Source organism: Pseudomonas sp. NPDC087804 (genome assembly GCF_044742965.1).
In the GTDB taxonomy this organism is placed as follows: domain Bacteria; phylum Pseudomonadota; class Gammaproteobacteria; order Pseudomonadales; family Pseudomonadaceae; genus Aquipseudomonas; species Aquipseudomonas rustica.
The window spans coordinates 73,737-95,789 of record NZ_JBIUVN010000010.1; the positions used below are offsets into that span (position 1 = coordinate 73,737).

Consider the following 22,053-nt stretch of genomic DNA (forward strand, 5'->3'; position numbering starts at 1 on the left):
CCACAGGCTTGCGGCTTCCTTCAGTTTTCTCTGTGGAAAATCGCCGAGGCTGAGGAAACGGCCGGTTTTACCCAGCCATACCGGCGTGTTTTCCTACAATGTTTACGGATGTAACCCGCTGGCACTCTCAGAAACTCATCTGCCATTGCCCGATCAGCCCGTGATTGCGGCTGTTGCTGCCGATCTCGCCGCTGTAACCGACACCCAGCGTATGCCGCGCCGAGAGGCCGACATCCAGACCCGCTTCCAGCACCAGGCTGTCACGATCCAGCGAGCTGCCATCGACACTGAACGCGGTGCCACCGGTGACGAAGGCCTGACGCGTCGAATTGCTCACATCGCCATAGGTATGTTTCCAACCAGCCGTCATGCGCGGCGTCAGGCTCATACCGTTATCCAACGTATTCAGGTGGGCCAGACGCAAGCCGAAGGTGCTGCTGAAGTTGTCCTGGGTTTCGCTGTCGACTTGCAGCGCGGCGGCACCACCCTTTTCCTGATAGCTATCGCGGTGGTAGCGCTGGTAGCCGAGGCTGGCGAAGGGTTCGGCGCTGAGACGGCCGCTGCCCATCGCATAGCCGAGTTCGGCGAAGGCTTGCTGACTGTCGGCGTCGTAATCGCCTTTCGGGCGATCGCTGAAACCGTTGAAGGCGACGGTGCGTTTGCTGTCCCCCTGATGGCCGCTGTACGCCGCGCCGAGACGCACTGAAATCGGGCCATTCTGATGCAGCGCATAAACGCCGGCGTGCCAGCTCTCGACGTTGCCGTCGACACCGCTGGCGTCGAGATCGGTTTTCGAATAACCGCCGAGCACACCCACGCGCCACGCCGGGGTCATCGACCAGTCGGCGCCGAGCACGCTGCCCTTGGTGCGTTGTTCCAGACCGCTGCTGCCATGTTCGCCGTCGAGCTTGCCGTAGCCGCCGATGCCTTGCAGCCACAGACGGCCACGGGCGTTCGGGTCATTCAGATTGCGCGCCTCGGAAGGCACGCCGTTCGCCGCCAGCACCGGTGTATCGCGCTGATCGAGGCCGACAGCCAGGCCCGGGCTGCCGCCGATTTGTTGCATCGCCGAGAGCATGCTGTTGCCGACCTGATTGCTGGCGGCGAGGGTGGCGCTGGTCAGGTTGGCGTTGCTTGAACCGGCGAGTTGTTCGATTGCGGCGCCCGCCGTGCTTTGCGAGGTGTTGAGCAGCGCGTTGTACAACGCGTTGTTGCTGCCCATCGAAGCGATGCTGTTGGCGGCGTTGCGGCCATTGCCAGTGGTAGCGAACTCGTTGAACGCCACGTCGTTGCGGTTGTAACTCAGATCAACCTGCGTCGGCGTGTAGGCGAGGGTCGGCGTGAGGAACGCGTAGTCGCTGGTGACGCTGCCGAAGGTGCCGTTGATTTTCCCGGCCTGCAACACGGTGTATTGGCTCTGCCAAGGATACGTGCCGGGGCCAGGATTGACCGCCAGCGTCGCGCCGTTAAGGTTGGCGGTGCCGCCGACTTGCACCGCGGCGCTGCTGCCGTCGGCGTTAACGCCGTAGGCGAGGGTCGAGCCGCTGCCCATATTCAAATCATGCACGACGGTTGCACGACCGAGGCTGGTGTCGGTGCGCAAGGTCCCGTTGACGTCGAGACTGCCCACCGAACCGCCGCCGGCATACACGCCGCCCGCATCGACGGTGAGGTCGCCAGCGATGCTGCCCTGGTTGATCAACGTCGCGCCATTGCGCACCGCGCCACCGTCGCTGAAATCGCCGTTGCCGGTCAGCGTCCACGCGCCTTGTTTCACTTCCAGCCATTCGAAGTTGCGACTGTCGCCGAAGCTGCCGCCCGCGGCGTCGTCCATCACCACTTGGTCGTAGCCGCTGCCGCCATCGACCACGCCGACAAAGCGGCTGCCGTTGCGCAAGGTCAGGCTGTCGTTGCCTCCACCGAGATCCAGCGCCAGGCCATTGCTGCCGCTGATGGTGCCGCCGTTGACCACGTTGTCATCGAACTCGCCGACGAACTTCACGCCGAAACCGTTGAGGCCCTGAATGGTGCCGAAGTTCTCCAGCGTGGTCGCTGCCAGCCCCGAATTGCCGCTGCCGTCGTCGACCAGAATCGCGCTGTCGGCGCCGCTGATCAGTGCGTTTTTTGCGTTGAGAATATAGCCGCCGCCCAGCGCGATCCCTTCGCTGCCATTGGCGAAACCACCCTTGTCCACGCCGCCCGCGCCGACGCCTTGAATGGTGCCGTAGTTTTCGATGTGGGCGATGTTGTCGATGTCCACGCCGTCGCCGTCACCGTTCGCTTGCAACCCGGAGTAAGCGCCAGTGATGGTGCCGTGGTTGATCACCGTGCCGTCACCGTCGGAACCGAACCCGGAGCCGTTGCGCCCGGTGATCTGTCCATAGTTAACCAACGTCGCGCCGAGATCGGTGGTGATGCCGTGACGACCACCGGAAATCACCCCGTAGTTGGTCACGCTGACGCCGCCAGCCGAGTCGATATCGATGCCGTCGAACTTCTCGTCGGCGTTGTGCGAGTCGCCGGTAGAAATCTCGCCGTAGTTAGTGATCGTGGCGTTGGCGCCGGTCTTCATGCCGTCGCTGGCGTCGCCACGAATCAGCCCGCCCGCGCGATTGATGATGGTGGTTTTCACCCCGTCGCTGCGCAGCGCATCGAGATCCAGACCTTGGCCGGTGCTGGAGCGAATCACGCCACTGTTGTCGATCAACAGGCTGCCGCTGACGAAGTTGCTGTCGATGCGCACAGCATCGTTGGCACCGAGAATCTGCCCGCCGCTGCGGTTATAGATCGCGTAGTCGCGCGCCTTGCTTTCGTCGCCGCTGCTATCAATCGCGCGGCCACCGGTGGAGATGATTTTGCCGGCGTTATCGATCACCACACCGGTGCCGCTGGTCTTGTCTTTCAGGCTGACGGTCTTGCCGCTATTGGTGATGCTGCCCGGCGCTGAGATCGTCATCGTGTCATTCCCGCCCAAGGTTTGCGCGGCGGTGGTGGCGGTGTCGATCTGAATGGTTTTGCCGTGGGCCGCCGTGGCGGAAATCAGCAGGGTGATGGCGAAAGAGAGACGCTGCGGCGGGAAGGACATGGGCGGAAGGCCTTTTTGTTATAAGCGGGCCGTCCTGTATAGCGAAGGGTTTTTACAGAATGATGTCGGTGGTTGATCTGCATTGTTTTGCAGCTTTACGGAAATAGCTGGGTAATATCTGCATTTTGTTGCAGTTTTCTTAGCGCCTTTGCTCTTTGAATCGCAATACATTGCAGATTGAGCGCTGATTAGTTCATCAGACTCACTCCAATATGGCTATGAAGCCTACTGCGTTAAAAAGGCGGAGGTAATGATGTGGGAATGACAGTTGCTGAGCGGATGGTGCTAATGGAAAGCATCCAAGAGGCAATCGCTGAGGGGACACTGGAAATCGGTGAAGCCGTTCGGCGTTTACGCGTGGAAGTGACTGGGTTGCATCAAAACCAGTTCGCAAGGATGTGCAAAATCTCGGTTCGTACGTTGGTGCATATCGAGCACGGTGAAGGTAATCAGACGATGAAGTCTCTGAATGCCGTGTTCCGTTGTTTCGGGATGAAAATGAGCGTGGTGCGCATCCGTAGGGACGTGGTTTAAAGATCAAAAGATCGCAGCCTGCGGCAGCTCCTACACGGATCAATGTAGGAGCTGCCGCAGGCTCGGGCCGCGTTCGGACGATCTTTTGCTTTGTGCCTTAACTACGGCACTCAACCAAGCCTTTCAGCTGTCCATCCGGCGTCTGGTTTTCATCGCTCAACCAACGCTCGAACCCTGCGCCAATCGCCGGCCATTCCGAATCCACAATCGAGTACCACGCGGTGTCGCGGTTCTGGCCTTTGACCACCATGTGCTGGCGGAACACGCCCTCGAAGCTGAAGCCCAGGCGTTCGGCGGCGTATTTGGAGCGGGCGTTGCCGTTGTTGCATTTCCATTCGAGGCGGCGGTAGCCGAGGTCGAAGGAATGTTTGGCCAGCAGGTATACCGCCTCGGTGCTTTTCGGCGAGCGCTGCATTGGCGCGCCGAAGGTGACGTGGCCGATCTCGATGCGGCCCTGCGCCGGGACGATCGACATCAGGCTGAGGATGCCTTGCACCTGGTTGTTCGCACGGTCGATGACCGCGAAGAAATACGGGTCGCTGGCGGCGGCATGGTTGTTCAGCCAGGCGTCGAAAACGCTGCGTTCCGGGAACGGGCCGTAGGGCAAATAATCCCAGAGCTTCGGGTCGGCGCCGGGGCCTTCGAGGGCGGCGAACAGTTGTTCGCCATGGCGCGCCGGGTCGAGTCGTTCGAGGCGAATAAAACGCCCTTCAAGCAATGTGGCGGTAGGGGCGGGGACGCCTTTCCAGTCAGCCGGTGAAATGATCATGGGTGCCTCTCCTTAAATGGCTTTGCGAAACTGGATGAAACCCGGGCGTTCGGCGATGCGCTCGTAGAGCTGGATCGCGGTGGCGTTGGATTCGTGGGTCAGCCAGTGCACTTTGCAGCAACCGTCAGCCTTGGCGGTGGCGTAAACGTGTTCGATCAGCAGGCGGCCGACGCCGGTGCCGCGTGTTTCCTCGGTCACCAGCAAATCCTGCAGGTAGCAGGAATTTTCGATGCTCCAGTTCGAGCGATGATAGATGTAATGCACCATGCCCACCGCTTTGCCATCGGCCCAGGCCAACGCTGCGTGGGTCGGTTCGCTCGGATCGAGGAAACGCTGCCATGTGCTGTCGGTGACGGCGTCCGGCAGTTCGGTGTTGTAGAAGCGCAGGTAGGCCTGCCACGACGGCAGCCACGCGGCGCGGTCGGCGGCGCTGACCTGGCGAATGTCGATCTGACTCATGGTGATTTCCTTAGCGCATCAATTGGGCGAGGGTTTGATCGTTGACTTCGGGGCTGGCGGCCAGACCTTCACGCACGCCGGCAATGTCTTCGGCGCTGCGGTTCTGACTGAGTTTGCGCTTGCCCTCGAGACGGTCGATGGGAATGGCAAAACCGACAATCGCCTTGAGCATGCCGTCGATGTAATCGGCGGGCGCATCGGCGACTGACCACGGCTGGGCGCGACCGGCTTCATGACGGTCGGTGAGGGTGCTGACGATGTCGAGCAGACGCCCGCCGTCGCTGAAGGTTTCGGCGTGGCCGTAGGCGTGCACGGCGATGTAATTCCAGGTTGGTACGACTTTGCCGTGCTCGGCCTTGCTCGGGTAAAAGCCCGGGCTGACGTAGGCGTCGGGGCCGGCAAAAATCAGCATGGCTTCCGCGCCGTCGCGCAGGTCTTTCCATTGTGGATTGGCGCGGGCCAGGTGCCCGTACAGCGTGCCGTACTCGCCTTGTTCGCAATGCAGCAGCACCGGCACATGGCTGGCTTGCAGACCGTTTTCGCCGTGGGTCACCAGAATGGCGAGGCGGGTGGCGAGGATCAGTTCGTGCAGTTGGGACAGTTCTTCGATGGCAAAGGCGCGCGGCGTGTACATGGACAGATTTTCCTTGGCGAATGCCTGCATCCTAGGCAGGCTATTGGTCTGTTGTAAGAGCCATTGATGAGCAATTTCATAGGTCCATTGCCATGCCTGAATCGACGACACTGTCCATGCCCTTCAATCCCGCCGGTATCGAGCTTGATCGCCGGCAGGGCCTGAGCCGCCAGCTCTATCAGGCATTGCGTCTGCGCGTACTCGATGGGCGCTTGGCCAGTGGCACGCGGCTGCCGGCCAGTCGCGATCTGGCGGCGGCGTTGGCGATTTCGCGTAACAGCGTGGTGCGTGCCTACGATCAGTTGTATGCCGAAGGGTTTATCGAAGGGCGGGTCGGCGACGGAACTTACGTCGCACAATTGTCGGCACCACCGCCCTCAGCGAAAAAACTATCCACAAAAGTATCCACAGGGTTTTCAACAGGCTTACCCACAGCCTTATCCACAAACTGGCTGGATTTACCTGTGGTTCCATCCAGTAAAGTTATCCACAGCGATACTTTTTCACGCATCGAAAACAACCATTTGGCCAAGCCGCCGAGTGGTCCGCCGCGTGCTTTTCGTGTCGGTGTGCCGGCCTTCGATCTGTTCCCTTTTGAGGTCTGGGCCAAGCTGAACGCGGCTTTCTGGCGCAAGCCGGATTTGCAGCAGCTGTGTTACGGCGACCCGGCCGGTGATGCGCGTTTGCGCGCGATGATCGCCGCCTATCTGCGCAGTTCGCGCGGCATGCAGTGCAGCGCTGAGCAAATTGTGATCACCAGTGGCGCGCAGCAGGGCATTAGCCTTTGTGCACAGTTGCTGGTGGAGCCGGGCGATGGCGTCGGAATCGAAAATCCGGGGTATCGCGCCGCTGGTCACGCGTTCGCCGTTGCGGGTGCGCGATTGCGTGGGATTGCGGTGGACGAGGAGGGCATTGATTGCGCGGCATTGGCGGCGGCGGCGGATTGCCGAGTGGCGTATGTGACGCCGTCTCATCAATACCCGACCGGCGTGGTGATGAGTCTGGCGCGACGTCTGGAATTGCTGGCGTGGGCCGAGCGCACGCAAGGCTGGATCGTCGAGGACGATTACGACGGCGAGTACCGTTACACCGGCGCACCGCTGGCGCCATTGGCGGCGCTCGATCGGCAGGGCCGCGTGTTGTACGTCGGCACCTTCGGCAAAGTCGCATTCCCGGCGTTGCGTTTGGGTTATCTGGTGTTGCCGCCAGCGCTGGTGGACGCTTTTTCCCAGCGCCGCGCGGTGGACGTGCGCCACTCGGAAGTGAGCACCCAGGCCGTGATGGCCGAGTTCATGGCGGCCGGGCATTTTCAGCGACACATCCGGCGGATGCGCCGTGCCGCATTGAGCCGGCGCAATACCTTGTTGGCCGGTTGGCCGAGCGATATTCCCGGCGTCGGCAGCCTGCCGAGTGTGGCGGCCGGTCTGCATTTGACCATTCCCGTGGACACACTGGCCCGCGAGCAACAGTTGATCGGTCTGGCCGCCAGCGCCGATGTCGAGATCAACGGTTTAAGCAGTTATTGGCTGCCGGATTCAACCTTGCCGGCGGATCAACGCGCCGGCCTGGTACTGGGTTTCGCTGCCGTACCCGAGGCCGCGATCAGCGCTGCGCTCGGGCGATTGAAGAAAGCCTGGCGTGACTGAAATCAGTTTTTCCCGGAAGCACCGGCCACTGGTTTCTCCGGTATGGGCAGATCAAGAAACAATTTGCGCAGGTCTGGATCGCTCAACTTGCGCAACACGCCATTGATCGGCTCGAAAGCGTTCAAGGTTTTTTGCTGATCCGGTGTAAGGGTCGCCAGGTAACTGTCGGCGACTTTCAGGTGGGCGGTGGTCGGTTGATCCGCCGGGGTTTTCAGGGCTTTGTAGTGAAAGTGCGCGACCCACAGGGGTTGGTCGTTGTTTGCCTTGTCGAGAATCCGGAACTCCTGAAAATAATCGCCGAACTGTTTCGTCGGGATACGTCCACGCTCGTCGCGAGCGAGGCTGAGTTGAGCATTCTCGTGCATCCATTTGAAGTTGGTTTGAGTCGGTTTGCGCAGTTTGTACATGCTCGCGCGGATGTCCACGCCTTCGCGCCTGACCCGCGTGGCCGCTTCACGCATTTCGGTACTCAGACTGGCAATAGGGGGAAAGCTTTTTTTTGCCGCACGCAAGTTGCTCAAGGCTTGTTCGACGTCTGTTGCGCTTTGCTCCAGTTTCCGCGCGTACTGTTCGTGGATCTCTTGCATATCGGCGGGGATCCGTGAAGGACGTTGAGCGTCTTTGCGGGAATTTTTGAGGAAGTTGGAGCAATCGAGATTGAGTTCCAGTGCGTCGCTGATGATATCGATATCGCTGCGAGCCGGGCTCAATGCCGGGCGTGAGTCGGGCACGATCTTGTTAATCGGATCTGCAGTGCTTTTCTCTGGCTTGTCGGGCGCTGATTCGCGCGGGCGGGTTTTGTAAACTTTCACCATTGCGCGTGAAGGGCCGGGTTGTTCAGACGTGGCCGCTTCCTGTTGCCTCAGCGTGGGATCATTCAGCAACAGGGAATCGATCCTGGCCTGGGCCAGTTGGCGAAACTCTTCGATCAGTGTCCGCAGGTGCATCACTCGGGGGCGTTTGACGTGTTGCGGGTAATTTTCGACTACCTCCTGCAAACGCTGGTCGGCATTGTTGAAGGTATCGACGAATCGGCTTATTTGTTCCAGCGTGTCCGCCGTTTCGAGCGTCGCTGTTTTCGTCTTGATCAGCGCTGTCAGATCATGAGCGGCATCAGCCGCGTCAGTAATAATGCGGCCCACTTGGTAACGCGCCTGATTCATTGAGGGCTCGTTGGTTTCTACCATGCAGGGCTCATGAGACATGCCAATCTCGTTGGCTTTGAAATTCAGAACGGTGGACTGAGGCAGCATGGCTCGCAGTTTCGCCGCATTGGTAACGCCTGCTTTGCCGAGGGGTTTCAGGTGCTCCAGCGAAGTCTCGGCAAGGCTCAGTTTATCCCCCAACTGCTGCCCGAGTTCGATGGCCTGAGTGATGGTCGCAACATAATCCCGGTGCAGTGTCGGAGGATCCTGGGGGCGGCCGTTTCGCAGCGGCTCAGTGATCCTGATGTAGGCGTGCACCTTCATGAGGTACCACTGATCAATATTTTTATGCAGTTCGGTGGTCAGGCGTACCGTGTCGTAGACGTAACCGACCGAGCCTCCTTTGGTACGCCAATCGCGAATATGTTCCAAAGCTTTCTGGTATTCACCAATCGCTTCTTCGAGTTTTAACGCGTATGCATAAGAAGTGGCTTCGCGAGTTTTCTCGGTGGCCTTGAACTTCTCATCGAATGCAGTCATCAGTTCGGTCTTGAGGGTTTTTTCGCGCTCCTTGAACGCTCGCAATTCGCTTTCCAGTTCCTGTTTGCGAAGTTCGTTGGCATGCCTGAACTGCTGAATCCGGCTTTTGCGTCCGCCACCACGCAAGCGCAGGCGCGTGTCGATGTACCACAGACCTTTCAGACCCGTTAGCAGCGGGCCGCTACGGGTTGAGTCGTGAGGGTCGCAGATCGTGACTTGTCCGTTGATATCCAGGCGAACCTCGAACCAGCGTTCGCGAACTTGCGCGTAACTCTTGTCCGCCAGTTGATAGAGGTAGGGAGGGTGTTCATTGAGGCGGGTCAAGTCCTCATGGCTCAGGTCGGGCGCCTTGACCTTGAGCCCGTCCAGATAACGCCCCAACTCCGGCGGATTTCGTCGAGGAACCGATCCGCCAATCTCGACCGAGGAACAATGCTGGCTTGGTAGTTCATCGAGTAAGGGCTGCTTCTCAAAGCGCGAGCCAACCGGAACGATTTCGGTTTTAGGCAGATATTCAGCCATGTGCTTTTGAGGCTTCAACTCCCCCGCAACCCGTTGGCGGTGCCGAGTAGCGTGATGGGTAAGGATTATCCCCAGCGTCAGCAAAATATCGCCCAGTGAACTCCACTCACCGAGCCGATCCCCGCGCTCATGGGCGTCGAGTGCTTGCTGAATTTCCTCGATGCTTTGCCACACCCATACGGCGGCGCCGAGTGCGCCACTGAGGAAGTTCGAAGCGACATTGAACAGTGTCCAGCTGCATTCCCGCAGCAGTAACCAGCGCTGTTCAGCGTTGGACATGGATTGACGATCCGCCAGTTCCACGAGGGCTTGGGCGTTGCTCTCGAACAGTGTCTGGAAGAGGTCGCCTTTGATCTCATCAATGCCAAAATCGACATGGCCAAGCCCGTTCATGTGCAGGGTCGGGTCGGACAATTGCTGAATAACCAGCCAAGGCGAAGGTAAACCCACCGGGAACACGTATTGAGCATATTCGAAACTCAAATTGCGATCCGCCAGCCATGCCAGCACGGAATCCCTGAGCTCCCCCGGTTGATGCAGGGCATACAGCAGATTCTGCCGGGAAGGGAACTGCAGCAAAGCAGGCTCGAACAGCGGTCGATACAGGATGCAAGGCCCGCTATCGGGATCACGTGCTCCGATGATGAACATATTGGTGACTGTGTCCGTACTGCTGAGCAGACGATGCTGCGGGATCAGCGTGAGCGGACAGATCGAAATCCGGTGCGAAGAGGCAAAGCGTTCGCCCGCGACTTGGCGAATGTAGCCGTAACCGGTTTCATCGAGGCCGTTCTGCGACCGGACTTTGCTTTCGAGTGCCGCCAATGGCAGCAACAAACGTAATTGTTGACGATACAGCGTGGCGTGGCGCTTCGATTCCTGCGAATCGTCAAGCAGTCTGCGCTTGATCAGTTGCGGATAAACGCTACCGATATCGACTTTTTGGGCCAGGCTTGTCAGTAGCTCCACCGTCAACCAGGCCGGGACGATTTCACCGGTTTTGAATCGCAGGCTGGCCCTGTAGGGTGGCGTGTTTTCCAAAGCATATTCGCCCAGGGTTCGCGTATAGGTATCAAGCAAATCAGGCAGTGTCAGATCGCCGGCGGTAAAGCTGTTGGTGATGGTAATTTCCAACTCATCCAGCGGCAGGATTGCAGCACCTTCGGCGTGTTTGTCATGGATGAGCGCTTCGCACATCAGCCGTTGGGCAAAGCGATCGATGGGCTCAATCAAATCCTTGCTTTGCTTGAACGTCGGGTCGCGGTAGAGCTTGCCCAGCTCGGTGATGTATTTGCTGTAGGCGGCCAAGTCGTCGGCCGAGGCGTTGTGCAGCCAGTCAGGGAGCGACGATTCAAGTTTGTCGAGCTGCACCTGCTCCTCCGCAGGCACCACCGGCGCGCTTAAAGTGGCCGGTGCTGACTGGTTCGAGCTGTCTCCAATCGCGGCAATGGAGTCGAGTTGCGAGGCAATCAGCGCCCAGGCCATGTGGTCAAAAATATTCCCTTCAGGCTCGAATAGCCGCCACTGCATCGGGCGCCCATCCAGTTGTTCCGAAATACGTGAAGGCAGCGAGGCTCCGAGTTCGTCCATCGACGCGAAAGATTCGTAGCCACTCTCAATGGTGTACATCAACACCAGTTCGCGTTGCTCAAGCTGCGCACATATGACCAAAGCACCACCGAGCAGCAAGTGAGTCTCTTTGGTGTTTTCCAGCGTATCGATATCGATCAGGCCGGCCTGAATCCTGCTGAACCCGGCTTGTTGCATTGGCCGGGCATTCTTGTCCGCAGAGGTGAAGATCAGTCTGGCCAAGGCACACTCTTGAACGCTCCAGCCCTGTACTTCGTTGACATCCAGGGCTTTGCGCAAGGTATCCGCGAGCTCTTGCCAGCGCGGCAGACTGCGGTTCTCGCTGTTCCAGAAATTCAATTGGCGTTCCTGATACTCGACGAACAATAACGGTGAGTAGTCGTTGAGCAGGCGGCCAATCTCCTCAATGTCGACAGCCAGATGCCGCGGAGTGAGGGCATCCGGTTCCAGGGTGAGGAAATGTTCAGCGGTAATGAAGTTGGCCGAGGCGTTGTATAGATTCAGGCGAACCAGCGTGTGGCTCAGTGATTCGAATCGAGTGACGCCAGCGACAACCAGATCGTTTTCCTCGTGCCATTGCGGCGTGCCGATCATGCATGCATCCGGATCGAGAGCCAGATCGGGGTATAGCGAGCGCAATGCTTCACTGAGCATTTGCGCGGCGACATCGCCCAGCGTGGGGCCGTGACTGGTCAGGTTCACCAGTCTGCTTTTGTCGAGCAGAGGGGTAGAGTTTTCGAAGGACAGCGTGACCGGGGGGCTCATGTTCAATACTCCAAGAGTCGAGGAAGCTGTGTTGCCTCCTGCGTAAACCCCGAAAGTAGTGAATAGCCGCCGGGTGTTGGCGGTATATAAATATTGTTCGGTAAAAAAACTGTGGCGAGCGAGCAAACTCGCCTGCCACAGTCACAGCATCAAAAACCTTTGACGTTCAGGTCACCGACGCCGTGGGTGGCTTGATCGGAAAAAACAGCGTTTTCGCCAGTGGCACGCCGATTTCACTGCGGTAAATCGCGATGACTTCCTGTGTGCTTGACGCGTTTTCCAGGGAGTAGCCGCTGCCGAGTAATCTTTGCTCTTTGGTTTTCAAGTGGGCGGCGCTGAACAATTCATCGACGGTGTCGGCTCGCAAATAATGAAAGTGTGCGTACCACAACACCGCTTTGGTTTTGCGGTCACGAATTTCGTATTCCTGCAGGAAGTCTTTCTTCGATCCCTTGAGTTGGCGGCGACCGGGGATCCTGTCGATCATCAATTCTTGCTGAGCGAACAGCCACGCCACGCGCGGCGCGGTGGGCAGTTGGCGCTTGGTCATGTTGACCCGTAACGTATGGCCAACGTTCTTGAGCTGAATGACGGCGGTTTCGATGTTCTGTTTGAGCAGCGCTGCTGCAGTCGCTTGCGCATGGGACGAGGGGCCAGACGTCAGCGCCTGGTCAATGGCATTGGCAGCGTCGTTCAGTTGCGTGGCATGCCGGGTCAGAGCCTCTTCGATTTCTACGGGCAGTCGATTCGGTTCGCGAGCATTGTTCTTCTGCTGCTGAATGAGACCTTGCACAGCATCGAGCAGTGTCTGCCCCGAACTTATCGTTTTGCTCAAACTTTTGGCTGGCAGGGTTTGCGCCGGTTTGCTGCGCACACGCTGTAACCATAGATCGGGTTCCTTCTCGTGAAAGGTCGCCAATACATTGCCGGTCAGGCTGGCTTTGACATCCGCCAGCGGCGTATGACCCTGGGCCTCTTTGCGCGGCTCTACCAGTTGCATGCCTTTGAAGCGCGTTTTGATGACTCGCTTTGCCGGTGCTCGCGATGGGCCGGGCTGCGGAAGCCGGGGGCCGCGTTCAAGCGACATTTGCGACAGTTGCCGGCTGCTTTGCTGACCAAACGCATCAATATTCAGCTGCAGTTGTGCGAGTTGATCCGTCAGCATCTGTTCGGCAAACTGCTGAGGCAAATCCTGCAGGCGGGAGTTGATACTGGCGTATTGTTCGACCAGGGTGTTGAGCGCCTCGATGCGTTGCGGGTCGCTGAACTCATGGCCTTCGCGCTGCAGGTCGAGCGAATTCTGGATCGCCAGATTGGCCTCGTTGACCAGACGTATGACCTGCTCCCGAGCGTCCTCCCATGCGGCGCCATTGCCTTCCCTGACGCAAAAAGCGCGCGCCAGAGAAATCCGGAATGCTTTCAAATCCTGCACGTCATATACCGGGAGCTTCTCTCTGAAATGGCTGGCCATTTGCGCAGCTTCTTTTCCGAGAACGCCGAGTTCGGAAAAACTCGCCTGAGCCATTTCGATGCGCTGAACCATCAGCGTGGCCAGCCTGTGCATCTCTTGGTAGGGCGCGTTATCGGCAGGCCTGACTCCGCCGTCTTCTTCCGCCAGCAGAGTGTTAGTCAGGTCCATTGACGATTTGAACGCGGGTTTGATCTGGTCGATCCACGACTGGTTGAAAAAAAGCAGGGAGCTGAGCATTTCGATCATCGAAGCCCGATACCCCGGCATCGCTTCAATCCGATTCAATTCCTTGAGGTGGCCAACGGTCGCTTCGTAGGTGCGGATTTGCGCTTCGAGCTTTTCCAGGAATACCGATTCGTGCGCTTTGTACGTCTCAGCCGTTGCCGATAGCAGTGCTTTGCGTGCGCCGACCAATGCAGTTTTGCTGGCGCCGAGATTATCGTTGAAGTCCCTGAGGTGCTGGTGCAGTTCGTCGATTCGTTGTGCGTTTTTGCGTAGCAGTTCGGCCTTTCGGCTTTTGAGGCCTCCGCCGCGCAAACGCAGGCGCGTGTCGATGAACCAACGACCCTGACGGTTATGAATCAGCAATGGCCCGGAGCGTGGCGGTTGTTGACGGGAGTCGATGATTTGCACGTCTTGTTGTTCATTGAGATGCACTTCGAACCAGCGCGCACCTACTTTGGCATAGCGCTTTCCAGCTATGGCGTAAAGGTGCTGTTGTGCGCCCTCACCGATAGGCTGGCCGAGCCCTGTCGGTGGGTCGATAGCGAATCGCTCAAGCGTCTGGCCAAGGCTTGTCGCTTGGCGATTGAGCGCGCCGAGGCTGTGGATGGCCGACTGATGGTTGCCTGGCAGTTCGGTGAGCGTGATGTCCGCAAGCTGTTTCAACTGGACAGGATCGGGTCGCGTCGGGTTTTCGATGAATTGGGTCTTGGTCGTTGCGGGTAATTCATTTGAACGTCGTGCCGGTTTGCCGCGGGTCGCCGCGCGGTGGGCAAGCACCATGGCCACTGACAGAAGCAAATCGGTGAGCGCGCTGGTGGCCAGCTCGCTGTTGCCATCGTGTGTCGCTTCGAGGGTTTGTTGCAGGTCATTGAAAAGCTGCCAGATCCACACCGCCGCGCCTACGGTCGGATCGAGAAACGGCAGGACGGCGTTGAACAGTTTCCACGCGCCTTCCTTGAGCGTCGCCCAATGGCTTTCGGCATTCGATACCGATTCACGGTCGGCGAGCTCGATCAGCGCAGTAGTATTGGCGGCGAACAAACTGCGCAGGTAATCACCTTCGAGCACTTTGCTGCCCAGCCGCACGGGGGTGTTGAGGTTAATGTTCAGCAGGGGATTGGTCAGCAATTCGGCGAGTACTGCGAGGTCGGGCAAGTCTCCGTGGAAAATGAAGTTCGAATAGTTGGCGCGAACGCTGTCCGGTAGCCAGGCGAGCACTGATTCACGGATCTTTTTCGAGTGTTTGATCGCGTAGATCAGGCTCGACGGTGTCGGGTACTGAGTCAGCGGGTTTTCCAGCAGCGGACGGTATAGCAAGCACGGCCCTTTGCTTTGATCACGCGGGCCGATCACGAACATGTTGGTGACGATGTCGGCGCTGTCGTCGGTCTGTTGATCGAGCACAAACGATAACGGACGGATGACGATTTCCTGATCATCGACCCGCCGCGCTTCACCCGCCGCACTCATCACGGCCACGATGTAGCGGTAGCCCTGCTCATCGATAGCACCTTCTTTGCGGATCTTGCATTGCAGGGCCAGCAACGGCAGCTGTACCTGCAAGTGCGCGCGGTACAGCCTCGACAACTCTAGAGATTTGATCGGGTCATCAACCAGTCGCTCCTTGATCAGTGCCGGGTAGGTTTTGCCGATATTGACCCTGGTTACCAACCCTTCGACGTAAGTCGGGGTCAGCCATTCCGGCACCGCTTCGCCGGTGGTGAACCAGAGCACTTTATCGCCCAGCGGAACCGCAATCAGGTTTTCCAGGGCCAGCTCTGCCAGGCTCAGCGTGAGGGTTTCGCTGGTGCCCGTGGCCTGAGTGCCCCAGACCACCGGACGGGTGATGCTGATGCGCAGGTTCTTCAGTTTCAGCTGTCTGGCCTGTGGGTGTTTCTTTTCCATCTGCAGCCTGAGGCTGTTCAGAGCAAAGCGCTCGATGGGCGGGATTGCGTCTTCGAAAGACGTGGCGCTGCTCTGCCGCACGGCGGCCAGATCCATCAGATGTCGGCCGAAAGCACTGAGGTCATTGGGGTGCGCGCGGGTCAGCCAGTCTGGCAGCAGCGGATCGATGCGATTGAAGCGCGCATCGTTCTTGTGAACGTGGTGGGCGTTGGCTTGGGTGACAGTTGCAGGCGTCGGGTTACTGAAGTCGAGCTCGCCCAGCGCCTGCGCTTGCAGAGCAATCAGCGTGCAGGCCTGGGTATCGAAAAAATCGCCCTCGGGTTCAACCAGCCGCCACTCAAGCTGGCTGTCGGCGGATAAGCTCCCGGTGAATGTTCGAAGGTATTGACCAAGTGCTTCGAACGAAGGATGAGCGCGGAAACCCATGATGATCGAGTGCGTGAGTATCAAGGTGCGCTCACCCAGTACGCCAGTAATTACGGCGATATCAAGCATGTTCAGGTGCGTGGGCGTTTCGCCGCCGCTGTCCAGATCGATCAGGCAGGCGCGTGTCTGATAGGGGTCGTGAGGTTTGCGCGTGGCACGGTCAGGGTAATTGAATACCAGATGCGCGAGGGCAAGCTGATCAGCATCCCAGTGTTTGGCCTGCTTGAGGTTCCAGCGCACGCGCAAGGCCAGAGACAGCTCCTGCCAGCGAGGCGCATTAAGGGTCACCGGTTGATTCCAGTAGTCGAGTTGCTGTTCCTGATAGGCAGTAAACAGCATTGACGCGAGGAGGTTGAGCAGGCGCCCGACCGCGTCGATGTTGACCGGCAACTGGATGGAAGGGCTGGCGCTCGGCTGCCCGGTCAGGAAGTGTTCACCGTCGATAAACATGACCGGTTGGCGCGCGATTGCATGACGCAACAGCGAGTCGGTCAAGGATTCGAATCGAGTGTCGCCGGCAACGATCTGTCCATCCCGTTTGATCCAGGAAGGCGTGCCGACCATGACCAGATCGGGGTTGAGTTCGAGTGCCGGATACAGCGCGTTCAGTTCTGCGCGCAGCACCGTGGTGGCGACTTCTCGCAGCGACGGGCCGGTGACCAGTTGCGTCAGCAGATCGGTGGCCGGAACAGACAAGATTGGCGAGTCGGGTTCTAAGGGGGGCATGTGCAGATCCTTCTGACGTTGAGTCGGGAAAGCACATGACGGTAGCGAGGCATTTGCGGGACGTGGTGGTATCTATATATCGCATGTAAAAAATGACCCGCACAGTGGCGGGTCAGAATGGAGTTTTCATGGTGACTCGGTTTACTGCTCGAAACCTTCCAGTACGTTCACTGCGTTGATGCCGATTTCTTCGACCGCGTAACCGCCCTCCATGACGAACAGCGTCGGCTTGCCGAGGGCGGCGATACGCTTGCCCATCGCCAGGTAATCCGGGCTGTCGAGTTTGAATTGCGAGATCGGATCATCCTTGAACGTATCGACACCGAGCGACACGACAATGACGTCGGCGCCGTAGCGGTCGATCTCGTCGCAGCACTGCTCCAGCGCCGCGCTCCAAACGTCGTAGCCGGAACCGGCCGGCAATGGATAGTTGAAGTTGAAGCCTTCACCGGCGCCTTCACCGCGCTCGTCGTCATAGCCAAGGAAGAACGGAAATTCCGCTTCCGGGTGGCCGTGGATCGAAGTGAACAGCACGTCGCTGCGCTCGTAGAAAATCGACTGCGTGCCGTTGCCGTGGTGGTAGTCGACGTCGAGGATCGCGACTTTCTTGTGGCCTGCATCGAGGAAGGCTTGCGCGGCGATGGCGGCGTTGTTGAGGTAGCAATAACCGCCCATCAAATCGCTGGCAGCGTGGTGTCCCGGTGGGCGGCACAGAGCGAAAGCAGCGCGTGCGCCACGCTGGATTTCTGCTTGTGCGGTGAGGGCAACCTGCGCCGCGCTGTAGGCCGCTTGCCAGGTACCGGCGGTGATCGGGGCACCGCCGTCGAAGCTGTAATAACCGAGTTGGCCGTGCAGGCTGGTCGGTTTTATCGCACGCAGGGTGCGCGCCGGCCAGGTATAGGGCAGCAAGTCGCCGTCGGTGTTGAATTCAGTCCAGCGATCCCAGGCGCCTTTGAAGAAATCGAGGTAGTCGCGGCTGTGGATGCGGGCGATCGGGTCGAGGCCGAAATCCTTCGGTGCTTCGACCGCGCCAAGGTTCTGATTTTGTACGCGTTGCAACACATGGTCGGCGCGCGAGGGCATCTCGAAACACGGTTTTAGCTGGCCATCGATGAGTTCGCAGCGGCCATGGTGCAGGTGGTGATCGTCTGAGTAGATCGTCAGCATTTGTTGTTCTCCGCAAGGCTGGTTCGGTTGCCCCCAGTGTTGCGGCGCGAGAGGAATCGGAGAACGGCAGGAAAGGCCAAAAGGGGATTGATCTGGCCAAAACCTCTGACCGCAATTCGCCCCCTGAGGATCAAAAGATCGCAGCCTGCGGCAGCTCCTACACCGATCCCTGTAGGAGCTGCCGAAGGCTGCGATCTTTAGATTTTCAAGCCCTGAATTGGCTGGGGGCAACGCCGCTCCAGCGCACGAACGCGTGGCGGAAGCTGGCGGTCTCGCTGAAGCCGAGGGTTTCGGCAATGCGGTAGATCGGCAACTGATCCTCGCACAACATCTGCTTGGCCCGCTCGAAACGCAGTTCATCGAGCAGTTCCTGATAGCTGCTGCCCATGTCCTTCAGATGGCGGCGCAAGGTGCGTGGCGAGCACTTCATCTGCTGCGCCAATCCCTCCAGCCCCGGCGCGGCATTCAACTGCGCACTGAGCAACTGGCGGATCCGCCCCAGCCACGCCTGACGCCCGGTGAATTCCAGATTCTGCTTGCGGCAACGCTCGGCCATGGCTTGGTGGGTAATGGCATCCGCCAACGGCAACGGCTGATCGAGCCAGTGCCGGTCGAAGGCGAAGGCGTTGTCCTTGGCGGCGAAGTGCAGCGGCGAGTTGAAGTGTTCGGCATAGCTGTCGCGGTAATCCGGCGCGGCGTGTTCGAACCGCGTGGCGAGCAAGGGCAGAGGATGCCCGAGCAGGTCATCGCAAATCACCTTCAGCGAGACCAGGCAGAATTCGGCATTAAACACGGCCATCGCCGGACTTTCGCGATAGTCCGCCGCAACGAACCAGACGCGCTCGCCATCATCTTCCAGGCTCAGTTCGAAAAGTGTTCCCAACAGCGCCGGATAACGGATCGCCAAACGCAAAGCGTCACCGAAGGTGGCACAGGTCAGCAGCGCGTAACCGAGGATGCCGTAGCAGGAAACGTGCATGCGCCGGCCCAGTTCCAGACCGATATCGTGCTTGAGCGCGACCGCGTTGGCGCAGACCTGCATCTCTTGGTTGGTGGTGATGCGTGTGTCGGCACGGTTTAAATCCGCCGCACTGATGCCGCTGCCGTTGAGCAGCGCCTCGCTCGACAGGCCTTCGGCTTTGAAGGTGTTGAGGATTAGCGAGACCGCGTTGAGGGTAGTGAGGTGGGAGTGCAGCATGGGATCTTCCAGCCTTGAGATGGCTGGAATGCAGCAAGTTGCATGCCGTACGCGATCCTTGTAGGAGCAAGGCTTGCCCGCGAAGAACGATGACACGGTGTATCTGTGTCATCGAGGTGGGCCATTCGCGGGCAAGCCTTGCTCCTACAAGGGCGGGGTGGTGTCAGAGGAGTTCGCCGCAGAGGTCGAGTTCGATCAGCCGGCGCACTTCTTCAGTTTCAAGCCCAGCACCGAGCAACCCGTGCAACTTGCCAAACGCCGCCTCACGGGTCATGCCGCCACCGGACAACACGCCAACCCCGCGCAAGCGGCTGCCGGCCTCATACACATCCAGCTCAACCCCACCTTCATGGCATTGCGTAACCGCCACCACCACCACGCCGTTGTCCCGCGCGCGGCCGAGGCTCGCCAGAAACTCCGGGTTGTCGCTCGGCCCGGTGCCGCTGCCGTAGCATTCCAGCACCAGACCCTGAATGCCGCTGTCGAGCAGGCCATCAAGAACTCCAGCGCTAATGCCGGGGAACAATGGCAGCACGGCAACTTTGGCCAGTCGCTTCGGATGGCTATAGCTCAACGACGCCGGAATCGATGGGGCTTTCACACCGCCACCCTGACGCTCCAGACGCTTGAACGGATGACGGCCAAAGCTGCGCACTTTCGCGCAACGGGTCGGCGCCAGCAGTTCGCCGTGGAAGTACAAATGCACGCCCGGCGCCAGGCCTTGGCCGAGGGCAACCAGTGCGCCACCGAGGTTTTCCCAGGCATCGCTGTCGGTCACGCCCGCCGGCAGCATCGAACCGGTGAAGCACACGCGCGCATGCAGGCCGAGCAACTGGAAGCTCATCGCCGCCGCGCTGTACGCCAGCGTGTCGGTGCCGTGCAGGATCAGCACGCTGTCGCAGCCTTGCACGTCCACGGCATCGACCACCGCTTCACGCAGTTGCTGCCAATAGGTCGGGGTCATGTTGGCGCTGTCGATCAGCGGCGACATCTCGCGAAAGCGCCACTGCGGCACGACGAGTTCAGGCTGGCTGTGCAGGTAATCGCGCATCCGCGCTTCAAAACCGGACGCCGGGGCCAAGCCATTAGCGCTGGCCTGCATGCCGATGGTGCCACCGGTGTAGAGCACCATGACGTGTTGGGCGGCGGGATAAGTCGAAGGGTTCATAGGATTCTCCGAAACGATGAGTTCCTGTAGGAGTGAGCCTGCTCGCGATAGCGGTCTTTCAGCCAACATAAAGGTTGAATGATGAACCGCTATCGCGAGCAGGCTCACTCCTACAAGTTATTGCATCACAATAACTGACGGGCGCAGGGGATGCGCCCGTCATTCACCTGTCAGCGTTGCGCTGCAGGTACGCCTTGCGGCTCGGCTTCGGTCTTGCCCGCTGTTGCCGGCGGGTTGGTTGGCCAGGCTTTCAGGTCCAGATCCAGGTCAGTGAATTTGCTGGAATCGAACACCGGCTGTTTGACGCCGGCGCGGCGCTGCTCGTCGTAGTCGCGCATTACGCGCATGCCGACCTTGAACAGCATGGCCAAAGCCACCAGGTTGACGAAGGCCAGGCAGGTCATGGTGATGTCGGCGAAAGCGAACACGGTCGACAGATCCTGCATCGAACCCCAGACCACCAGCGCCAGCACCAGGCCACGGAAAATCATCAGCGCAGCGCGGTTGCGGGTGAGGAACTGCAAGCTGTTCTCGCCCAGGTAGTAGTTGTAGAGGATGCAGGTGAAGACGAACAGCGACAGCGCAACGCTGACGAACATGCGGCCCCAGTCACCGACTACGGCGGCCAGCGAGTTCTGGGTCAGGACGATGCCGTCACCTTCGAAGCCCGGGGTGTAGAAGCCCGACAGCAGGATCAGCAGCGCGGTGCAGGTGCAGATCACGAAGGTGTCGAGGAACACGCTGAAAGCCTGAACCACACCTTGCGCGCCCGGGTGTTTCACCGCAGCCACGGCGGCGACGTTCGGCGCACTGCCCAGGCCCGCTTCGTTGGCGAACACGCCACGCTTCACGCCCATGACGATGGCGCTGCCGAGCAGACCACCAAAGGCCGGGTCGAGACCGAAGGCGCTCTTGATGATGGTTTCCAGCATGGCGGGCACGTGTTCGATCTGGGTGCCGATCACGTACAGGGTCACGCCGATATAGGCCAGGGTCTTGATCGGTACCAACAGGTCGGACACCGAAGCGATGCGCTTGATGCCGCCGAGGAAGGTGATGGCCAGCAGCACCGCCAGGACGATACCGGTGTGGCGCGGGTCGAATTCAAAGGCGTTCTGCAGCGAGTGGGTCACGGTGTAGGACTGCAGGCCGATGAAGGCGAAGCCGTAGGTGACCAGCAGCAGAACGGAGAACACCACTGCCATGCCTTTGAGCTTCAGGCCGTGCTGAATGTAGTAGGCCGGGCCGCCACGGTAAAGACCGTCACCATCGGCGCGTTTGTAGACTTGGGCCAGAGTACATTCGAAGAAGCTGCTGGACATGCCGACCAGTGCGGTCACCCACATCCAGAACACCGCACCCGGACCGCCGAGGGTTACGGCGATGCCGACACCGGCGATGTTGCCTGCACCGACACGGCCGGCGAGGCTGAGCATCAGGGCCTGGAACGAGCTGAGTTGGCCGGCGCTGCCTTTGAGGCTGTCGCGGAACACCGCGAACATGTGGAAGAAGTGCCGCAGTTGAACGAAACGCGAGCGAATCGTGAAGTAGCTACCGAGCCCGACAATGAGCACGATCAGTACTTTGCCTGAGAGGAAGTCGTTGATGACTTCGAGCATGGATTTTTCCTCGCTGTTTTTTGTGTAAGCAAATGCTGGATCGGAGAAACATCGTGTTACACCGGTTTGCGCGCGGCACAACAGGTGAGGCGAAGGTTTCGTCCCGGTTCCAAATCGCGGGTTTGTTATTAGTTCGGGTTTCACATGGGTGATGGCCTCGTTACCGACGACCGCTCATGCGAAGAGGGGCGGCACTATACCGATCAGTGCGGCGCCCGTCTGCACAGTCGTGGTGCAAGCGACGAAACGAGGATGCTGCAAGATCAAAAGATCGCAGCCTTCGGCAGCTCCTACAGGTGTACATCCATCATGTAGGAGCTGCCGAAGGCTGCGATCTTGGCGGTATCAAATACATAAAACATTTAACGTCCTGCCCGCAAAGAAGTTAAAAAAAAGGGCCTGGGGACTAAATCCCCAAGCCCTCAAAAGGTGAGAGGTGTCTAGTCCCTCGACCTGGTG

At 59.3% G+C, this 22,053-nt stretch carries 12 protein-coding genes; 2 read left to right on the forward strand and 10 right to left on the reverse strand.

The window, feature by feature from the left end; genetic code table 11:
• Positions 1 to 127: 127 nt before the first annotated feature.
• Entirely contained in the window at positions 128 to 3,085 is a 2,958-nt protein-coding gene (locus ACIOMO_RS15530; protein WP_401241827.1) for an autotransporter domain-containing protein, read from the reverse strand.
• A gap of 255 nt (positions 3,086 to 3,340) precedes the next feature.
• On the opposite strand from ACIOMO_RS15530, the gene ACIOMO_RS15535 reads away from it, so the two are divergent.
• Positions 3,341 to 3,619, forward strand: a complete 279-nt coding sequence (locus tag ACIOMO_RS15535) for a helix-turn-helix domain-containing protein (RefSeq protein WP_401241830.1) — start codon at positions 3,341 to 3,343, stop codon at positions 3,617 to 3,619.
• A gap of 97 nt (positions 3,620 to 3,716) precedes the next feature.
• Here ACIOMO_RS15535 and ACIOMO_RS15540 read toward each other — a convergent pair whose 3' ends face one another.
• The 3 genes from ACIOMO_RS15540 to ACIOMO_RS15550 are packed head-to-tail and all read right to left on the reverse strand — an operon-like array spanning position 3,717 to position 5,481.
• Complete coding sequence (locus ACIOMO_RS15540; protein ID WP_053125167.1) at positions 3,717 to 4,388, reverse strand: GNAT family N-acetyltransferase; 672 nt, start codon at positions 4,386 to 4,388, stop codon at positions 3,717 to 3,719.
• 12 nt (positions 4,389 to 4,400) lie between these two features.
• Complete coding sequence (locus ACIOMO_RS15545; protein ID WP_401241834.1) at positions 4,401 to 4,847, reverse strand: GNAT family N-acetyltransferase; 447 nt, start codon at positions 4,845 to 4,847, stop codon at positions 4,401 to 4,403.
• 10 nt (positions 4,848 to 4,857) lie between these two features.
• Positions 4,858 to 5,481 carry an FMN-binding negative transcriptional regulator gene (locus ACIOMO_RS15550; RefSeq protein WP_212550321.1) on the reverse strand — a complete coding sequence of 208 codons (624 nt, stop codon included), beginning with the start codon at positions 5,479 to 5,481 and terminating at the stop codon, positions 4,858 to 4,860.
• 92 nt (positions 5,482 to 5,573) lie between these two features.
• Between ACIOMO_RS15550 and ACIOMO_RS15555 the strand changes: the two genes are divergently transcribed.
• Entirely contained in the window at positions 5,574 to 7,127 is a 1,554-nt protein-coding gene (locus ACIOMO_RS15555) for a PLP-dependent aminotransferase family protein (protein ID WP_401241837.1), read from the forward strand.
• Positions 7,128 to 7,129: 2 nt separating this feature from the next.
• Here the strand turns inward: ACIOMO_RS15555 and ACIOMO_RS15560 are convergent, their stop codons facing one another.
• The 6 genes from ACIOMO_RS15560 to ACIOMO_RS15585 form a co-directional block, all read right to left on the reverse strand.
• Positions 7,130 to 11,689, reverse strand: coding sequence for a dermonecrotic toxin domain-containing protein (locus tag ACIOMO_RS15560; protein WP_401241840.1), 4,560 nt, complete (start codon positions 11,687 to 11,689; stop codon positions 7,130 to 7,132).
• 166 nt (positions 11,690 to 11,855) lie between these two features.
• Positions 11,856 to 16,442, reverse strand: coding sequence for a hypothetical protein (locus ACIOMO_RS15565; protein ID WP_401241843.1), 4,587 nt, complete (start codon positions 16,440 to 16,442; stop codon positions 11,856 to 11,858).
• Between the two features lie 141 nt (positions 16,443 to 16,583).
• Positions 16,584 to 17,609, reverse strand: a complete 1,026-nt coding sequence (locus ACIOMO_RS15570; protein WP_400648138.1) for a histone deacetylase family protein — start codon at positions 17,607 to 17,609, stop codon at positions 16,584 to 16,586.
• Between the two features lie 205 nt (positions 17,610 to 17,814).
• Positions 17,815 to 18,807, reverse strand: coding sequence for an AraC family transcriptional regulator (locus ACIOMO_RS15575; protein WP_401241846.1), 993 nt, complete (start codon positions 18,805 to 18,807; stop codon positions 17,815 to 17,817).
• Between the two features lie 163 nt (positions 18,808 to 18,970).
• A complete protein-coding gene (locus ACIOMO_RS15580) occupies positions 18,971 to 19,975 on the reverse strand; it encodes an asparaginase (protein WP_401241849.1) in 1,005 nt (334 codons plus the stop codon).
• A 170-nt stretch (positions 19,976 to 20,145) separates the two neighbouring features.
• Positions 20,146 to 21,594: a sodium:alanine symporter family protein gene (locus tag ACIOMO_RS15585; RefSeq protein WP_053125151.1), complete on the reverse strand. Its 1,449-nt coding sequence runs from the start codon at positions 21,592 to 21,594 to the stop codon at positions 20,146 to 20,148.
• Between the last annotated feature and the right edge of the window lie 459 nt (positions 21,595 to 22,053).

Coding starts and splice junctions, on each gene's coding strand:
- ACIOMO_RS15530 (WP_401241827.1), bottom strand. CDS start 3,085: ATGTCCTTCCCGCCGCAGCGTCTCTCTTTCGCCATCACCCTGCTGATT.
- ACIOMO_RS15540 (WP_053125167.1), bottom strand. CDS start 4,388: ATGATCATTTCACCGGCTGACTGGAAAGGCGTCCCCGCCCCTACCGCC.
- ACIOMO_RS15580 (WP_401241849.1), bottom strand. CDS start 19,975: ATGAACCCTTCGACTTATCCCGCCGCCCAACACGTCATGGTGCTCTAC.
- ACIOMO_RS15545 (WP_401241834.1), bottom strand. CDS start 4,847: ATGAGTCAGATCGACATTCGCCAGGTCAGCGCCGCCGACCGCGCCGCG.
- ACIOMO_RS15555 (WP_401241837.1), top strand. CDS start 5,574: ATGCCTGAATCGACGACACTGTCCATGCCCTTCAATCCCGCCGGTATC.
- ACIOMO_RS15565 (WP_401241843.1), bottom strand. CDS start 16,442: ATGCCCCCCTTAGAACCCGACTCGCCAATCTTGTCTGTTCCGGCCACC.
- ACIOMO_RS15575 (WP_401241846.1), bottom strand. CDS start 18,807: ATGCTGCACTCCCACCTCACTACCCTCAACGCGGTCTCGCTAATCCTC.
- ACIOMO_RS15585 (WP_053125151.1), bottom strand. CDS start 21,594: ATGCTCGAAGTCATCAACGACTTCCTCTCAGGCAAAGTACTGATCGTG.
- ACIOMO_RS15570 (WP_400648138.1), bottom strand. CDS start 17,609: ATGCTGACGATCTACTCAGACGATCACCACCTGCACCATGGCCGCTGC.
- ACIOMO_RS15560 (WP_401241840.1), bottom strand. CDS start 11,689: ATGAGCCCCCCGGTCACGCTGTCCTTCGAAAACTCTACCCCTCTGCTC.
- ACIOMO_RS15550 (WP_212550321.1), bottom strand. CDS start 5,481: ATGTACACGCCGCGCGCCTTTGCCATCGAAGAACTGTCCCAACTGCAC.